The 17,434-nt window shown below is 67.0% G+C and carries 15 protein-coding genes; 9 read left to right on the forward strand and 6 right to left on the reverse strand.

Annotated elements, in window-relative coordinates; genetic code table 11:
* Positions 1–33: 33 nt before the first annotated feature.
* Together AC1DDG_RS19355 and pucL are read right to left on the reverse strand one after the other, a co-directional pair.
* Positions 34–1,536, reverse strand: coding sequence for a nucleobase:cation symporter-2 family protein (locus AC1DDG_RS19355; RefSeq protein ID WP_476877327.1), 1,503 nt, complete (start codon positions 1,534–1,536; stop codon positions 34–36).
* A 221-nt stretch (positions 1,537–1,757) separates the two neighbouring features.
* The gene (pucL, locus tag AC1DDG_RS19360) at positions 1,758–2,666 is read right to left on the reverse strand and encodes a factor-independent urate hydroxylase (protein WP_476877328.1); all 909 of its coding nucleotides are present in this window, start codon (positions 2,664–2,666) and stop codon (positions 1,758–1,760) included.
* Between the two features lie 385 nt (positions 2,667–3,051).
* Here pucL and AC1DDG_RS19365 point away from each other — a divergent pair, with 385 nt between their 5' ends.
* Positions 3,052–3,219: a hypothetical protein gene (locus AC1DDG_RS19365; protein ID WP_230121255.1), complete on the forward strand. Its 168-nt coding sequence runs from the start codon at positions 3,052–3,054 to the stop codon at positions 3,217–3,219.
* A gap of 87 nt (positions 3,220–3,306) precedes the next feature.
* Here the strand turns inward: AC1DDG_RS19365 and ligD are convergent, their stop codons facing one another.
* Together ligD and AC1DDG_RS19375 are read right to left on the reverse strand one after the other, a co-directional pair.
* On the reverse strand, positions 3,307–4,551 hold the full coding sequence (gene ligD, locus AC1DDG_RS19370; RefSeq protein ID WP_476877329.1) for a non-homologous end-joining DNA ligase: 1,245 nt from the start codon (positions 4,549–4,551) through the stop codon (positions 3,307–3,309).
* Positions 4,552–4,634: 83 nt separating this feature from the next.
* A complete protein-coding gene (locus AC1DDG_RS19375) occupies positions 4,635–6,023 on the reverse strand; it encodes an 8-oxoguanine deaminase (protein ID WP_476877330.1) in 1,389 nt (462 codons plus the stop codon).
* A gap of 370 nt (positions 6,024–6,393) precedes the next feature.
* On the opposite strand from AC1DDG_RS19375, the gene AC1DDG_RS19380 reads away from it, so the two are divergent.
* The 7 genes from AC1DDG_RS19380 to AC1DDG_RS19410 all read left to right on the forward strand — a co-directional run bounded on the left by AC1DDG_RS19380 (position 6,394) and on the right by AC1DDG_RS19410 (position 15,417).
* Positions 6,394–6,888 carry a nucleoside deaminase gene (locus AC1DDG_RS19380; RefSeq protein WP_476877331.1) on the forward strand — a complete coding sequence of 165 codons (495 nt, stop codon included), beginning with the start codon at positions 6,394–6,396 and terminating at the stop codon, positions 6,886–6,888.
* Between the two features lie 14 nt (positions 6,889–6,902).
* Positions 6,903–8,444, forward strand: coding sequence for an NCS2 family permease (locus AC1DDG_RS19385; RefSeq protein WP_476877332.1), 1,542 nt, complete (start codon positions 6,903–6,905; stop codon positions 8,442–8,444).
* Between the two features lie 161 nt (positions 8,445–8,605).
* On the forward strand, positions 8,606–9,823 hold the full coding sequence (locus AC1DDG_RS19390) for an XdhC family protein (RefSeq protein WP_476877333.1): 1,218 nt from the start codon (positions 8,606–8,608) through the stop codon (positions 9,821–9,823).
* Entirely contained in the window at positions 9,814–10,761 is a 948-nt protein-coding gene (locus AC1DDG_RS19395; protein ID WP_476877334.1) for an FAD binding domain-containing protein, read from the forward strand. Before AC1DDG_RS19390 ends, AC1DDG_RS19395 begins: the two co-directional genes overlap by 10 nt.
* A 2-nt stretch (positions 10,762–10,763) precedes the next feature.
* Positions 10,764–13,673: a molybdopterin-dependent oxidoreductase gene (locus AC1DDG_RS19400; protein WP_476877335.1), complete on the forward strand. Its 2,910-nt coding sequence runs from the start codon at positions 10,764–10,766 to the stop codon at positions 13,671–13,673.
* 57 nt (positions 13,674–13,730) lie between these two features.
* Positions 13,731–14,711 (forward strand): aldo/keto reductase, encoded by a 981-nt coding sequence (locus AC1DDG_RS19405; RefSeq protein ID WP_476877336.1) that lies wholly within the window; start codon positions 13,731–13,733, stop codon positions 14,709–14,711.
* A gap of 58 nt (positions 14,712–14,769) precedes the next feature.
* Positions 14,770–15,417, forward strand: coding sequence for a uracil-DNA glycosylase (locus tag AC1DDG_RS19410; protein WP_476877337.1), 648 nt, complete (start codon positions 14,770–14,772; stop codon positions 15,415–15,417).
* Between the two features lies 1 nt (position 15,418).
* Here the strand turns inward: AC1DDG_RS19410 and nboR are convergent, their stop codons facing one another.
* Positions 15,419–16,042 (reverse strand): nicotine blue oxidoreductase, encoded by a 624-nt coding sequence (gene nboR / locus AC1DDG_RS19415; RefSeq protein ID WP_476877338.1) that lies wholly within the window; start codon positions 16,040–16,042, stop codon positions 15,419–15,421.
* Positions 16,043–16,210: 168 nt separating this feature from the next.
* Between nboR and AC1DDG_RS19420 the strand changes: the two genes are divergently transcribed.
* Positions 16,211–16,408, forward strand: coding sequence for a YegP family protein (locus AC1DDG_RS19420; protein ID WP_476877339.1), 198 nt, complete (start codon positions 16,211–16,213; stop codon positions 16,406–16,408).
* A gap of 78 nt (positions 16,409–16,486) precedes the next feature.
* On the opposite strand, the gene AC1DDG_RS19425 is transcribed toward AC1DDG_RS19420, so the two are convergent.
* Positions 16,487–17,434 (reverse strand): transketolase-like TK C-terminal-containing protein (locus AC1DDG_RS19425; protein WP_476877340.1); only part of this gene is annotated, 948 nt, incomplete at its 5' end.

Raw genomic sequence — 17,434 nt, forward strand, 5'->3', positions numbered from 1 at the left:
AGGGTCCCCAAGTGTTCGTTAGCGCTTAGCAGGTCAGTGGTCGAATTTCGACGACTGGACCGTGACTTCCTTTCCGTCGCTGTCGATCAGCTTCCCGCCCTCGAAGCGGTCGCCGTCAGCCAGACATTCCAGGTCTTCCTCCCGGACCACGCGCCCGGTGCCGGCCACAAACACCGACTGGTTCTCCGAGTTGCCCGCCTTGAGGTGGTTGAACAGCAGGTTGAGCAGGATCGCCATGACCGCGGCTGAGCTGATGCCCGAGTGGAAAATGGTGCCGAACCAGGACGGGAACTTGTCGTAGAACGCCGGGGCGGCAATCGGGATCATGCCGAAGCCGATGGATGCCGCCACGATGATCAGGTTCATGTTGTTCCGGTATTCCACCTTGGAAAGCGTGCGGATGCCGCTTGCGGCAACGGTTCCAAAGAGTACGACGCCGGCACCGCCCAGGACGGGGGTCGGCACCGCCGCGACCACCCGGCCAAGCACCGGCAGCAGGCCGAGGATCACGAGGATCAGGCCGCCGGCGCTGACCACGAAGCGGCTCTTGACGCCCGTGATGGCAACGAGTCCCACGTTTTGGGCAAAGGCGCTCTGGGTGAAGGAATTGAAGAGCGGGGAGATGGCGCTGGAGAGCATGTCCGCCCGCAGGCCGTCGCCGATCCGCTTGGAATCAACCTTGGTGCCCACGATCTCGCCAACGGCGATGATATCGGCGGAGGTTTCTGTCAGTGTCACCAGGATGACGATCAGCATGGAGATGATTGCGGCGATCTCAAACGTGGGCGGACCGAAGGCAAACGGGGTGGGGAAGGCGACGATCTCGCCCTGGCCCACCTTGGAGAAATCAGCCATGCCAAAGACAAAGGCGATGACCGTGCCGAGGACCATCGCCAGAAGGATGGACAGCCGCGAGATCGCAGCGTTGCCCACCTTGCTCAGAAGCAGGACGATCGCCATGGTGGCTGCAGCCAGTCCGATGTTGGCCATGCTGCCGTAGTTCGGCGCCTTGCTGTTGCCGCCCATGGCCCAGTTGGCCGCCACCGGCATCAGGGTCAGGCCGATGGTGGTGATGACCGTCCCCGTCACCACAGGCGGGAAGAAGCGGATGATCTTTGAAAACAGCGGCGTGATCAGCAGGCCGATCAGCGAGGCGGCGATGACCGAGCCAAAGACTGCCTGGATGCCCCCGCCGCCGTGGACGATGGCCACCATGGTGGAGACGCCTGCAAAGGAGACACCCTGAACCAGCGGGAGCTGGGATCCAAAGAAACGGATGCCGACAGTCTGGAGAATCGTGGCGAGGCCGCCGACGAAGAGGCAGGCGGCAATGAGCAGCCCGATGTCCTGCGAGGACATGCCGGCGGCTGCGCCGATGATCAGCGGAGGCGCGATGATGCCGCCGTACATGGTGAGGACGTGCTGGAACCCGTAGGCGAAGGTGCTTGCAATGGGCATGCGCTGGTCTTCGGGGCGGTCCGACCGCTTGCGGCCGTTGCCGGTAACTGCAGCGGCGGAATTCTTCTTGGTGTTCATGGCAGACTTTCTTGGTTCATGGCAGACGTCTTTGTCTGGCTAACGGTGTCTGGCTAACAGTGTGGGACTAGGGTGGGCGGGCCCGTGATCTGGCCGGCCCGTGATCGGGCCGGCGGTGTTTCGGCCCGGTGGTGTTTCGGGCCGGCGGGGTGTCCGAGCCCGGAGCGCTGGTCCGTGTGGGAACAGAGACTCCGGGCGCGGCACCCCTGAAACGGGGAGGTTTAGCAGAATCCGGCGATGCCGGACCAGGCGATCTCGGCGGATGCTGCGTCGTCGCGCTGGACGGTGGCCTCGATCAGGCCGTAGGGCCGGTCCGCGGCGAAGAAGACCTCGTTGGGGTTGTCGAGGCCGAACGGCGAAAGGTCCACGAGGAAGTGGTGCTTGTTGGGCATCGAGAACTTGATTTCTTCGATCTCGCCGTGCGCCTCCAGGACCTTGGCGCCCATGTCGAACAGGGTCTGCTGCAGGGCGTGCGAGTACTTTTCCGTGAAGCCCTCAAGCAGGAGGCTCTTGACGTCTTCGTAGCTCTTGTTGAAGTCCAGGGTGCTGAAGTCAGTGCCTGGCTTGAACCGCCAGCGGGCGGAGACGTCCGTGGCGAGGATGCGGTCGGTAGTCTCCGGAAGGGTGGTGTATTTGTCCTTCGGGTAGCCCACGAATCCGGACTGGGTGGACTTCAAGACCGTGAGGTCCTTGAGGCCCGAGATGAGGTGCGTTGCCGCGCCGTCCTTCACCAGGACGGCGGTGCGGACTTCCTGGCCGTTGCGCACGAACGAGTGGTCGTGCTCCGCACCGTGGGCCTGGATCCGGTTCCAGCTGTAGGACTCGGCTTCCCAGCGTCCGCCGGTGACCCAGTCGAAGCTGGAGGTGAAGTGCTCGCCCAGCCGCAGCAGGAACGCCTCCGGTGAGCCGACGCCTTCGCGGGCAAACGCGTAGATGGTGTTCTTCTGCGTGTCCGTGGCCACGACGTGGCTGTTGTCGCCTTCGAGGTGGGCCGCGGAGAAGTCCCCACGGAGCTGCGAGGTGACGTTCAGGTCTTCGATCTCGTGGCGGTCGGTGTCCCGGGTGATCTTGACGACCCGGACTTCGGCCTTGCCGTACTGGTTCTGGCCGAGGATGATTTTGCTGCTCATGGTCTGTTCCCAACTTCCGTGATGTGGAACCTAGGTTCCATCATTGAAATTAAGCGCGTGTTACACACGCGTTTCTGATGGAGCCGACCCAACAAAAAAGAGCCGGCATCCAATGACGCCAGCTCATTACGACCCTGCCTGCTGCTCCCAGGTTACGTGACCTACGCCACGAGTTGACTTAAAGCGTAGCCGAGCTTCCCGGTGGTGTACATCACTAATTGAAAAATCCGATTGTGACCGCATGCCCCTAGTCCCGCATGCCCCTAGTCCCGCGTGGCGCTGGCCAAGGGTCTTGACCGCCGACAAGCTCACCACTATAATTTCCACATATCAATAAACATTTTCCGAATAGCGGAAAATAGGACGAAGGAACGAGGAGGAACAGATGGACCCTCAGGATAAGAACAACGTCGCTGACTTTCCGGCACCCGGCCAGGAGCTGTACCTGCCGTTCGGCGCCACAGATCCTGACTTCTATATCCCGGCCGACTGCGACCGAACCGGCCGCGGATTCTCCCGCTGGCTGCGCGCGCTCCCGGTTTTCGGCCGGTAACGTCCGTAAAGCTACTGCCCCAACCGGCGCCGGACTCTGCGCGCTTGCACCGCGAAGGCGATCTCAGCCGGGTGCGCAGCGCCGGTGTCAGGACCCCGGGCGCCCCGGCCACTCCTTGCCGGCCCAGGGGTCGTAGTCGGCGATGAGCTCCTCCTGCGGCGGACGCTCCGCTTCGGGGACGTGCTGCAGGTTCACCCGCACCCTGTACCAGAGCGAGCTCGATCCGCGCATTCCGTCGACGAGCACATCGGCGGGGTGCAGTGCCGGGACGAGGTCCGCATGCCGGGTCCTCCACTCGTCCAGCGCCACGAGCGCCTCGGGCTTGGTCCTGGTGCGGGCCACCTCGATGAGCGGCATCACCGACTGCCGGCGCCCGGAGCCGTCGCCGCCGCGCGGCGCCTTCTCGGCGGGGCCGAGCTCGGTAGCCAAGGCGAGGAGCCCGTCGAGTGTGCCGACCGCGTCGTCGATGCCGGCGTGAGGGTCGCCCATTTCTGCGAACCGCCCGGGCACCGTGCGCACCGTGAACTGTTCCGGCCGGGTGGAGCGGACTTCATCCCATGTGAGCGGCGTCGAGACCCGGGCATCCGGTAGGGCCCGGATGGAGTACGCGGATGCCACCGTGCGGTCCTTTGCGTTCTGGTTGAAGTCGACGAACACGCTCTCGCCGCGCTCCTCCTTCCACCACCGCGCGGTGGCGAGGCCGGGAGCGCGGTTTTCGACCTCGCGGGCGAGGGTTTCGGCGGCGAGCCGCACGTCGCGGTAGGACCACTGCGGCGCGATGCGAGCCAGGATGTGGAGTCCGCGCGACCCGCTCGTCTTTGGCCACCCCACGAGCCCAACGTCGTCGAGCACCTCCCGCGCGACATAGGCGACGTCGACGATCTGGGACCAATCGACTCCCGGCATCGGATCGAGGTCCACCCGGAGCTCGTCGGGGTGTTCGAGGTCCTCGGCGCGCACGGGATGCGGGTTGAGGTCGAGGCATCCAAGATTCACGACCCACGCCAAACCCGCAGCATCCCGGATGACGGCCTCCTCAGCCGATGTCCCCGACGCGTAGTGCAGCGTGGTCGTGTCGATGAAGTCGGGGTGGTTTTCGGGCACGCGCTTCTGAAAGAACGGCTCAGCGTCGATGCCCTTCGGGAAGCGCTTGAGCACCATTGGCCGGCCCCCGGCGCCGCGCAGCGCACCGTCCGCGACGGCGAGGTAGTAGCGCACCAGGTCGAGCTTCGTCAGCCCGGGCTCAGGGAACACCACCTTGTCCGGACTCGAGATGCGAACCTCGGTGCCGTCAATGGTGAGGATTTCGGCCGGGGTCTTCGACGGGCTCATTCCGCCACGCTAGCAACGATCGGATGTCGCAGCCAGACCAGCTGCACGGCAAGTGAAAGCAGCAACCGAAACGGCGTAAGCTCCTAGCCCGCGACTAGCCTCCGGGCCGCGGCCGAGTGCGCCGCGATGAGCCCGGCGATGTCCAGTCCGGGAATCTGTCCGTCCACCACGCGCCACTGCCCGGCCACCATCACGCGGTCCGCGCGGTCCGCAGCGCACAGCAGCAGGGCCGCAATGGGGTCGTGGCTGCCGGAGAACCGCAGGTCATCGAGCTTGAAGAGGGCCAGGTCCGCCTGCATCCCCGGAGCCAGCTGGCCGAGATCGGGCCGACCCAGTACAGCTGCAGAGCCGCGGGTTGCCCAGCCCAGTGCCCGCTCAACGGGGACCTGCGCCCCGTAGCGGAGCCGCTGCAGGTACAGTGCCTGCCTCGCCTCGAGGATCATGTTGGACGCATCGTTCGACGCCGATCCGTCCACTCCCAGCCCCACGGGAACGCCCGCCTCCTCGAGTTCCAGGACGCGCGCGGTGCCCGAGGCCAGCCTCATGTTGGACGTGGGGCAATGCGCGACGGCGGTGCCCGCGGCGCCCAGCCGGGCGATCTCGGCATCACTGAAATGGATTCCGTGTCCCAGCCATGTCCGGTCCGTCAGCCACCCCACGCTGTCGAGGTAGTCCACGGTGCGGAGACCGAACATCTCCCGGCAGAAGTCCTCCTCGTCCAGGGTCTCGGCGAGGTGTGTGTGCAGCCGGACGTCCAGCCGCTGGGCCAGCAGTGCGCTCTCGGCCATGATCTCCTTGGTCACGGAAAACGGCGAACACGGGGCCAGCGCAATCTGGATCACGGCGCCGTCGCCGCGCTGGTGGTACTGCCCGATCAGCCGTTCGCTGTCAGCGAGGATCACCTCCGGTGCCTGCACCGTCGACTGCGGCGGCAGCCCGCCGTCGTTCTCCCCCAAAGTCATGGAGCCGCGGGTCAGGGTGGCGCGCATTCCCAGCCGTCGGACCGCCTGGACTTCGATATCGATGGCATCTTCCATGCCTGCCGGAAACAGGTAGTGGTGGTCCGCCGCGGTGGTGCAGCCCGACAGCAGGAGTTCCGCGAGGGCTACCGTGGCGGCCAGCTCGAGGTCCCGCGGCGTGAGGCGGGCCCACACCGGGTAGAGATTCTGCAGCCACGGGAAGAGCGGGGCATTGGCCACGGGACCCCAGGCGCGGGTGAGCGTTTGATAGAAGTGGTGGTGGGTGTTGATCAGGCCCGGCAGCAGCACGTGGCTGCCGGCGTCGAAGGTCTCCGTGCAGGGCGCGGAAGGTTGTTGCCCGGCGGCAAGCACCTCCACGATCCTGCCCCCGGAGACCACAACGCCGCCCGAGGCGTCATAGCTGTTGGCGGTGAATGCTGCGAGCGGATTCCGGATCCACAGCCGGGAATCCGTGGGTGCAGAAGCGCGGGGTGCGGAAGGTGCCTGGGTCATGTGCGGGTTCCTAGTCTGAGCGTGCCGATACGTTCCAGCTCAGTGGGTCCTGTCTGCTGATCCAGGGGCCGGCGCCTGCGGAGCCGGGTCGGCACCAGCGTAAGGGCGGCCCCGGCCGCCGTCAACGGCCGCGGATTGTGACAGTGCGGAAACCTGAATTTCACATCACGAAATTAACTTTCCAGAAACTATGGCGCACGCCACACTCCGGTGCTAATCTCGATCTTGCCAAAGGCGGGCACCCGGAGACCGGGAAGCTATCTACCAGGCGCAACTAAACCTTCAAAGCACATGCTGAAGCCTGGTATCCGTCGCAACTGGTGTTCAATCCCGTCACGGGGTACCGGCTTCCACCCAAAGGGAGCGCATCATGAGTACCACCGTCACGGCCGAACAATTTCTGGCCAGGTCCGTCCAACTTGCAACGTCAAACGTCCTGAACAGCGGAGGGCCGTTCGGCGCGGTCATCGTCACCGCGGACGGCCAGGCCTTCGACGGCGTCAACCGCGTTACTGCCGCCAACGATCCCACCGCCCACGCAGAGGTCACGGCAATCCGCCGGGCCTGCAGCGAGCTGGGCACGTTCGACCTCCGCGGAGCCACCCTCTACAGCAGCTGCGAGCCCTGCCCCATGTGCCTGGCTTCGGCCCTCTGGGCGCGCATTGACCGGGTGGTGTTTGCCGCAGACCGGCACGACGCCGCGTCCGTGGGATTCGACGACGCCGTCTTCTACGAGTACTTCGACAACGCCGACCGGGATGATCTCATGCCGGTGTCCAAGCTGGGGTTCGCAGACCCGCAGGCGCCCGCGATCCTCGAGCCGTTCACCACCTGGAACACGCTCGATTCCAGGATCGACTACTAGGGCCTGTGGTTCCCATGACACTCCTGGAGCAGACCCCCGACGGACCCGAGATGGCCGCCCCGGCAGTCAAGAAGGCCAAGCAGCCCAAGCAGACCCGCCCGGACACACAAGCCCGGCCCCCGGCGTCGAACGCTTTCCTTGACCGCTTCTTCCACATCACCAAGCGCGGCTCAACCCTCGCGCGTGAACTCCGCGGCGGCCTGGTCACGTTCTTCACCATGGCGTACATCGTGATCCTGAACCCGCTGATCCTCGGCGGATTCAGCGCGGACAATGCCCCCACCGACGTTGCCGGCGGCTGGCTGTCCGCAGCCCAGGTTGGTGCGGTCACGGGCCTCACCGCCGGCGTGATGACCATCCTGTTCGGCCTCATCGCCAACCTGCCTTTCGGACTGGCGGCCGGGCTGGGCATCAACTCCTTCCTCGCCGTTGCCGTCATCCACGAAGTCACCTGGCCCGAGGCCATGGGCCTGGTGGTCATCAACGGCATCCTGATCGTCCTGTTCGGCGTCACCGGGGCACGGACGGCCATCTTCCGGGCCGTCCCCAAGGAACTCAAGGCCGCGATCACCGTGGGGATCGGACTCTTCATCGCGTTCATCGGGTTCGTGGACTCGGGCTTCGTCCGCGCCACCGCCGGCGGGCCGCCAGTCCAGCTCGGTGAGAACGGCTCCATCACGTCCGTCCCCACCCTCGTGTTCATCGTGGGCCTGCTGGCCATGGGCATCCTCGTGGCGCGGAAGGTCCAGGGTGGGCTGCTGATCGGGATCGTGGCCACCACCGTGCTGGCCGCCGTCGTCGAAGCCGTCTTCCACATCGGCCCGGGCACACCGGAGAACCCCGGTGGCTGGCACCTGAACACCCCGGTGCTCTCGGGGCAGCTGGTCTCCGCGCCGGACCTGGGCCTGGTGGGACATTTCGACCTGTTCGGAGCCTTCGGCCGGATCGGCGGGCTCGCCGCCACCATGCTCGTGTTCACCCTGGTCTTCACCAACTTCTTCGACGCCATGGGCACCATGACCGGGCTCGCCAAGAGCGCCGGAGTGGCGCACAAGGACGGCACGTTCCCGCGACTGAAGTCGGCCTTCATCGTGGAAGGCTTCGGGGCAGTGGCGGGAGGCGCCACCTCGGGGTCCTCCAACACGGTGTACATCGACTCCGCGGCGGGCATCGGGGAAGGTGCCCGCACCGGACTGGCCTCGGTGGTCACGGGCGCGCTGTTCCTGGGCTCCATGTTCCTCACGCCACTAACCAGCGTGGTGCCGCTGGAAGTCGCCGCCGCCGCACTCGTGGTGGTCGGCGCCATGATGATGGCCCAGATCCGCGAAATCAAGTTCACCAGGTTCGCGGTGGCACTCCCGGCCTTCCTGACCATCGTCACCATGCCGCTGACCTACTCGATTGCCAACGGGATCGGCGTGGGCTTCGTGTCCTGGGCCGTGATCGGAGCGGCATCCGGCAAGGCGAAGAAGATCCACCCGCTCATGTGGGTGGTGACCGCCGGCTTCCTGGTCTACTTCGCCCGCGGACCTGTCAGCGCACTGCTCGGGGCGTAGCCCGCGGCCTCCCAGACCGGACCGGGACAGGCAGATGGGGCCTGTCCCGGTCCACCAAACTGCAATCAAATCGTCGCCGGCGCCGCAGCCGCGCTTCCCCCGGCCAATGATAGGAACGAGAATATGGACACTATCGCCGCACATGAAAAGGGAGTGCAGCCATGCTGGATCTGATGTCTTCCCTCGCCGGCTGGCACCCCGTGGCCTCCGGACAGCGGTGTGCCGTTGCCACCGTGGTGGGCACGAGCGGCTCGGTGCCGCGGCCCATGGGCACATCCATGATGGTGTCCGCAGCAGGTGACGTCCTTGGCAGCCTTTCGGGCGGCTGCGTCGAGGGGGCCGTCGTCGAGGCGGCTCTGGAGGCAGTGCGCGACGGCGGCACCCGGCTGGAGCTTTTCGGCTACAGCGCCGAGGACGCGTTCGCCGTCGGACTCACCTGCGGCGGTGAGCTTCAGGTCCACATCGAGCCGTTCGAGGCGTTTGCCGGACCCTCCATCGGCCAGCTGCTGCGGCGGCTGCCGGAAACCCCGGTGGCACTCATCCGCAGGGTTGACCTGAACGGGAGCGGCGCCGTCGTCATCCCGGACCCTGGGGCATTCAAGGCGGCGCAGTCAGCCGAGCTGGCCGCCCTCCTCGGACTCGGCGGCCCGGCCGGCGAGGCCATGGCGGCTGCTGCAGTACAGCTGGAACCCCTGCTGCGCGGCGGACGTACCGGCTTGGTCAGGCTCGCCCCGGCCGACGGTTGCGTCGGGCGCGCCGACCTGGTGGAGGAATCCGGCGGGATCCAGCCCGAGCCCGTGACCCTGCTGGTCGAAAGCCGTACGCCGCCTCCGCGCATGCTGGTGTTCGGCGCCAACGATTTCGGTGCGGCCCTGGTACCGGCGGCGAAGCTCCTCGGTTATAGCGTGACGCTCATTGATGCGCGGCCGGCGTTCGCAGGCCAGGCGCGTTTCGAGACCGCTGATGAGGTGGTCACGGACTGGCCCCACCGGTACCTGGCGGCAGAGGCCGCCGCAACCCGGATCGACGCCCGCACCGCCATCTGCGTCCTCACCCACGATCCCAAGTTCGACATCCCGCTGCTGGAAGCTGCCCTCGGCCTGGACGTGGCCTTCGTCGGGGCCATGGGCTCGCGCCGCAGCCACCGCCAGCGCATCGACGCCCTGCTGGCCGCCGGCGTTCCACCGGAAGGCCTGGCCCGGCTGCATTCCCCGATCGGCCTGGACCTCGGAGCCGTCACGCCGGCCGAGGTGGCCGTGTCCATCACGGCCGAGCTGATCGCCGCGCGGAACGCAGCCGCAGCCTGCGCTCCGCTCAGGGACGGAAGCGGCCCCATCCACCACGCCAACGAAGAAAGTCAGGAGACCCCGTGGACATGAACACCATAGAGGCCGTCCTCCGCACGACGGACCCGGCCGAATGGCGCGACGGCGACGCCTGGCTCGCCGGCGGCACGGTCCTGTTCTCCTACGGCAGCTACGCCTTCGGCCCCGAACCGCTCCGGAGGCTGCTGGACCTCGGTTCGGCCGGCTGGCCCGCCGTCACCGTGACCGGGGACGGGATCGAGCTGGCCGCAACATGCACCGTGGCCGAGCTCTATGCGCTGCCGGAGTCGCCGGTACTGGCGAACCACGGCCCGGCAACGGACTGGCCCGCCCTGGACCTCGTCCGCCCCTGCTGCGACTCCTTCGTGGCGTCCTTCAAGGTGTGGAACATGTCCACCGTGGGCGGCAACCTGTGCACGTCGCTGCCCGCCGGCCCCATGATCTCGCTGTGCGCCGGGCTCGACGGCACGGCCACCATCCTCGGCCCAGGCGGCTCCAGCCGGGAGCTGCCGGTGGCCCACTTCGTCACCGGCGACGGGCAGAACGCCCTGGCACCCGGCGAGCTTCTCCGCAGCATCCGCCTCCCGGCGTCGGCCCTGTCCTCACGGGCGGCGTTCCGCCGCCTGTCCCTGAGCAACCTGGGGAGGTCCGGGGTCCTGCTGATCGGGACGCTCGACGGCGGTGGGCAGCTGACGCTGACCGTCACCGCAGCGACCAAGCGCCCGGTGCAGCTGCGGTTCCTCCCGGCGCCGGACGCTTCCGAACTCAGGGAAGCGCTGGACGAAGCCATTCCGGAGGACCTTTACCACGACGATATCCATGGCTTGCCCGCCTGGCGGCGCGACATGACGTACCGGCTGGCCGAAGAAATCCGCGACGAGCTTGCCGCTCCGGAAGGCACACTGCCCCGGGCGGTATCCGGCGATTTCTGGCCGCCGCGGCCGATTTCTGCCGGCAATGCGTGGATGTCCAACGGGCAGAAAGGGGCCTGAACATGACGATCGAAATTAACGGAGTGGCCGCGGAATCCCAGCCCCGCCCGGGCCAGTGCCTTCGCACCTTCCTGCGAGAACAGGGAAACCTGGGCGTCAAGAAGGGCTGCGACGGCGGCGACTGCGGAGCGTGCACAGTCCATGTGGACGGCACACCCGTGCACAGCTGCATCTACCCGGCCGTGCGCGCCGAAGGCCATGCGGTCACCACCATCGAGGGGCTCGCGACTGCCGGCGGAATGACTGCCGGTGGAACGTCTGCCGGTGGAACAGGGCCCGGTGGAACGTCTGCCGGTGGAGCCGCAGCCCGCACCCTTCACCCGGTGCAGCAGCAGTTCCTGGACCGGCAGGGTTTCCAGTGCGGATTTTGCACTGCCGGCATGATTATGACGGCTGCAACCTTCGATGACGCGCAGCGGGGCAACCTGCCGCGGAACCTCAAAGGGAACCTGTGCCGCTGTACCGGTTACCGGGCCATCGGCGACGCCGTCTGCGGCCACGAGGGGCATCCGGATCCGGAGGGTCCGGGCTCGGGCATCGCCGGTGAAGGCCAGCCGCAGCCCCGGCCCGGGCAGTTGGGCGATGACGTACCGGCCCCCGCCAGCCGCGCGGTAGTCACAGGGCAGGCCCGCTACACACTGGACGTCCCGGCCGGGGAACTGCCCGGACTCCTGCACCTGAAGCTGCTGCGCTCGCCGCACGCGCATGCCCGGGTGCTCTCGATCGACAAAAGCGCCGCACTGGAAATTCCCGGAGTGGTGGCCGTCTTCACGTCGGCGGACGCGCCGGCCCAGCTGTTCTCCACGGCCCAGCACGAGCTCTACACCGACGACCCCGATGACACCCGGCTGCTGGACGACGTGGTGAGGTTCCGCGGCCAGCGGGTTGCCGCCGTCGTGGCCGAATCGGTGGGGGCAGCGGAAGCGGGGGTGCGCGCGCTGGACGTGAAGTACCAGCCCCTGCCTGCCGTGTTCACGCCCCAGGAAGCCATTCTGCCCGGGGCGCCGGCCATCCACGGCGACAAGGACGGCGGCACGGCACGGATTGCGCGGCCGGAGCAGAACATCGTGGCCGAACTGCACTCCGAACTCGGCAGCGTGGAGGACGGTTTCGCGGCGTCCGACTTCATCCACGAGCAGACGTACCGGACCCAGCGGGTTCAGCACGTGGCCCTTGAAACACACTCCTCCATCGCCTCGGTTGACGATGCCGGTCGGCTGCACATCCGCACGTCCAGCCAGGTCCCGTTCCTGGTCAGGCGCACGCTTTGCCGCCTGTTCGGGCTGCCGGAGGAACGCATCCACGTGGTATCCGGCAGGGTGGGCGGCGGCTTCGGCGGCAAGCAGGAAGTCCTCACCGAGGATATCGTGGCGCTCGCGGCCCTGAAACTGAAGCGGCCGGTGCAGCTGGAGTTCACCCGGACCGAGCAGTTCACAGCCAGCACCACGAGGCACCCGTTCACCATCAAACTCAAAGCCGGTGCCAGCAGCGACGGCAGGCTCACGGCGTTGCAGCTTGAGGTCCTCACGAACACCGGCGCCTACGGAAACCACGCGCCGGGCGTCATGTTCCACGGGTGCGGCGAGTCCTTGGGCGTCTACAAGTGCGCCAACAAGAAGGTGGATGCGCAGGCGGCGTACACCAACACCGTTCCCTCCGGCGCCTTCCGGGGGTACGGGCTGAGCCAGATGATCTTTGCGATCGAGTCCGGGATTGACGAGCTGGCCACCGGAATCGGCATGGACCCCCTGGAGTTCCGCCGCCGCAACATGGTCCGGGAGGGCGACGACATGCTTTCCACCCACGCCGAACCGGAGGAGGACGTCCACTACGGCAGCTACGGGCTGGACCAGTGCACGCGGCTGGTCCGGGACGCCCTGGACCGGGGCCGCGAACGGTACCGGGCCGCAGGGCTCGATGACCTGGGCCCGGACTGGGCCACCGGCGAAGGAACGGCGCTGTCCATGATCGACACCGTTCCGCCGCGCGGACACTTCGCCCATGCGAAGCTCCGGCTCCTTCCCGATGGAACGTACGCGGCCGACGTCGGGACCGCCGAATTCGGCAATGGCACCACGACCGTCCACGCCCAGCTCGCGGCCACCGCCCTGTCCACCACCGCGGCACGCGTCGCCGTCCGGCAGTCGGACACAGACCTGATCGAGCACGATACCGGCGCCTTCGGCTCGGCCGGCACCGTGGTGGCAGGCAAGGCGACGCTGGCCGCGGCCGAGGAGCTGGCCGTTCGGATCCGGGCCTTCGCCGCCGGCATGCACCAGATCCAGTCATCGGGCTGTGTACTCGACGGCGATGCCGTGGTCTGCGAGGGAACCAGGGTGTCGCTGACGGAACTCGCGCGCGAAGCCGCGGAGGCCGGCGTCGAAATTGCCGCGGAGGGGCGCTGGGGCGGCACTCCCCGGTCGGTCGCGTTCAACGTCCACGGATTCCGTGTGGCAGTAAATAAGGGGACGGGGGAGCTGCGGATCCTGCAGAGCGTCCAGGCGGCGGACGCCGGCGTGGTGGTAAACCCCCGGCAGTGCCGCGGCCAGATCGAGGGCGGGATCGCGCAGGCGCTGGGCGCCGCGCTGTATGAGGAGGTCAGGGTGGACGACGGCGGCCGGGTCACCACGGACATCCTCCGGCAGTACCACATCCCGTCCTTCGCGGACGTGCCGCGCAGCGAGGTGTACTTCGCCGAGACCAACGACAAACTGGGCCCGCTCGGGGCGAAGTCGATGAGTGAAAGCCCGTTCAATCCGGTGGCGCCGGCCCTGGCCAATGCCATCCGCCACGCCACAGGCCTCCGGTTTGCCGAACTCCCGATTGCCCGGGACAAGATCTACCTGGGCCTGAAGGAAGCCGGCCTCGTCCCGTCCCCCAAAAGCAACGCGGGGTCACTTAGCGCCCAATGAGCCCCGCCGAAGGGGCGCTAAATGACCCGCGTTGGGTTCCCGTCATATAGTCGGGGGATGGAACAGCGCACTTTAGGCAAAACCGGACGGAACGTCTCCGTCGTCGGACTCGGCACGTGGCAGCTCGGCGCGGACTGGGGCAACGTGGATCCGGCCCAGGCACAGGCAGTGCTGGCCGCCTCGGCGGAGGCGGGCGTGACGTTCTTCGACACGGCGGACGTCTACGGTGACGGCCGCAGCGAGCAGGCCATCGGCGCTTTCCTGGCGGACAACCAGGGGCTGGACATTACCGTGGCCACGAAGATGGGCCGCCGGGTGGAGCAGCGTCCGGAGAACTACAATCTCGCCAACTTCCGCGAGTGGGTGGACCGCTCACGCCGCAACCTGCGGACCGACTCCCTTGACCTCGTCCAGCTGCACTGCCCGCCCACCGCTGTCTACAGCAACGCCGAGGTCTACGACGCCCTGGATACCCTCGTCTCAGAGGGCGCCATCCGGAACTACGGCGTCAGCGTGGAGCGCACGGACGAAGCCCTCGAAGCGCTGCGCCACGACGGCACCGCGTCCGTCCAGATCATCCTCAACGCCTTCCGGCTTAAGCCCCTGGACGAGGTGCTCCCCGCAGCAAAGAAGGCCGGTGTCGGGATCATCGCGCGTGTGCCGCTGGCTTCCGGGTTGCTGTCCGGAAAGTACACCAAGGACACTTCCTTCGCCGAGAATGACCACCGAAACTACAACCGCGGCGGCGACGCGTTCGACGTCGGCGAGACTTTCTCGGGCGTCGATTTCGAGCTGGGGCTCAAGGCCGTGGCCGAGTTCGAGAACCTGGTGCCGGAGGGTGCAAGCACCGCGCAGGCGGCCATCGCGTGGATCGCGGCACAGGACGGCGTCACGTCGGTTATTCCGGGGGCGCGAAATGTGGAGCAGGCCCGCTCCAATGCCGGAGCGGCCGGGATTTCGGTGAACGACGAATTCAACGAGGGCGTCCGCTGGATCTACGACCACTACTTCCGCGAGTCGATCCACCCGCGCTGGTAGTTCGCGCCGGACCGGCAGCAACCGAACATGTGGCCGCCGTCGGGAAGCAAAGTGCTGAATGACCACATCCATCCGCGCCTTCATTGACAGTCTGGCTGCCGTGGAAACCGGTCCGGGGAGCCATAACTTTTTCGATCATGCGATCCCCGAAAACTCCCGGCGCCGGCAAAACCTGGAGATCTTCTTGGAGGAGATGCGGGATCGCAGCCCGCAGGTTCTGCTGGTGGGAGAAGCCCCTGGTTTCAGGGGCATGAAGGTCACCGGGATTCCCTTTACCAACCGCACTATCCTCGAGGGTCCGGCGAACGCTTTCGGGCTGTTCGGGCCGGGGAAAGGATACGCGTTGCCCGGGGATTCCGCAGGCGTAGCAGCCGAACCAACGGCCACCGTGCTGTGGGCGGTGTTGGCCGAGCTGGATTTCCTGCCGCTGCTGTGGAGCGCCTACCCCTTTCATCCGCATGCGCCGGGACGGCCGTTGTCCAACCGCACGCCCACGCTCACTGAAACTGCCATCGGGACTCCGTTTTGGCAAGCGTTGACCGAGCTGTTTCCCATCCAGTCGGTGGTGGCGGTGGGCAACGTGGCTCACCGCAGCCTTCAACGAAGCGGCCTGCGGGTGCCGAAAATCAGGCATCCCGCGCACGGAGGGCGGGCCGGTTTCAAGCTGGGCCTGCAAGAGCTTCTGGCGCACGGCGTTATTCACTAGCTCAGTCGAGAAGATGCAGCTGGTCCGGAGAGTCGATGTCTTCGCCTGCGGATCGCTTGCCTCCCGTCCCGGTGGTGCAGTCCACCAGGTCAATGACATCGGGGCGGGCCTGGAGGAAATGCCGCGCGCCGGCGTCGCCGGTGGCCGACTCCGCTGCCGCGGCGCGCAGCGAGGCGTCGAGCAGCAACGGGTGACCGCGCCGGAGTTCGCCCGCAGCATCGGGGTAGGCGGCGGCCGTCACGTGCCCCGGCCGGTGGGACGACAGCAGGCGTGCCACGGTTTCCGGGGTCAGCCCGGGCTGGTCAACGAGGGCTACCAGCACATGGTCCTCATCGCGGGCGCAGGAGAGACCCAGCCTGAACGAACTGCCCATGCCGGTCGACCAGTCAGCGTTCTCCACCACGGCGTGCCGCGAGAGGTCCGTGTTCTCGCGCACCGACTCGGCCCCGGCGCCGAGCACAACCACCACCTCGCGGCAGCCGCCGTCGAGCAGGACGTCGGCCAGCACCTCAACGAGGGTGCGGCCCCGGAACGGCAGAAGCGCCTTAGGGCCGAGGCCCAAGCGGGTGCCGGCACCCGCGGCAAGGAGGACCGCGGTGGTGGCCGTGCGCGGGAAGTCTGCCATGTGCTTCACCTTAGGACACTGAATTGCTGGACGGCATCCCGTTACCAGGAGAAAACTACCGATTAGTAGGGGTAGTTAACCCAGTGAATGGCCGCTAACCTCGTAGGTGTCGTGTTGGCAATTGGGGGTCACAGACGGCTGCAACGGCGCAGCCCAGAAGGAGCGTAGATGGCAGGCACATTCGAAATAGTGACCGCGGACCAGGGGTTATTCCGGTTCCGGCTGACGGCGGAGGATGGCACCGTAGTTGCGGTCTCACCCAGTTTTCCGAACATCAAGGCAGTGGTCGCAGGCATCACTGCAGTGCGGGAGAACGCCGCAACCGGGTTCATCGTGGACCGGCGCCCGTCCCTGACCTCAACATAGTTCGGAGCATGCTTTCGAGAAACGACCGACGGCGGTCCCACCAGAAGGTGGGGCCGCCGTCGGTCTGACCAGCAACGGTCAGGCGTCCCCGCCGGCTCCTCCCGTGGTGCCGGCGTTGACGTCGAGCAGCTTGTAGCGATCCATCGCGTAGGCCGGAACCCCGCCGTCCACCTCGCCCCGGGAAGCGAGCAGCTGCAGCGTCTTCACCACGATGGAGTGGGTGTCGTTCTTGAAGAAGCGGCGTGCTGCGGCGCGGGTGTCGGAGAAGCCGAAGCCGTCGGCGCCGAGCGAAGCGAACTGGTGGGGCAGGAACTGGCGGATCTGGTCCGGAACGGCCTTCATGTAGTCCGACACCGCCACCACCGGCCCCTGCGCATCGGCCAGCTGCTGGGCCACAAACGGGATCCGGGCCGGTTCGCCCGGATTCAGGAACGCTTCCTCCTCGGCGGCGATGCCGTCGCGGCGCAGTTCGTTCCAGGACGTGACCGACCAGACGTCCGCGGAGACGCCCCAGTCCTCGGCCAGGATCCGCTGGGCTTCCAGCGCCCACGGAACGGAAACGCCGGAAGCCAGGATCTGGCTCTTGGGACCTTCAGTACCCGACGCCGACACCCGGTAGATGCCTTTCAGCACACCGTTGACGTCGAGGTTCTCGGGTTCGCCTGGCTGGGTGATGGGCTCGTTGTAGACGGTGATGTAGTACATCAGGTTGCGGTCGGCGGCCGAACCGGCCGGACCGTCGTCGGGATGCGGACCGTACATGCGTTCGATGCCGTCGCGGACGATGTGGCCCATTTCGTAGCCGTAGGCGGGGTCGTAGGTGACCACGGCGGGGTTGGTGGAGGCGAGCAGCGGGGAGTGGCCGTCGGCGTGCTGGAGGCCTTCGCCGGTGAGGGTGGTCCGTCCTGCGGTGGCGCCGATGATGAAGCCGCGGGTCATCTGGTCCGCGGCGGCCCAGAAGGCGTCGCCGGTGCGCTGGAAGCCGAACATGGAGTAGAACACGTAGACCGGGATCAGCGGCACGCC

This window comes from Arthrobacter sp. 10L430 (assembly GCF_056395245.1).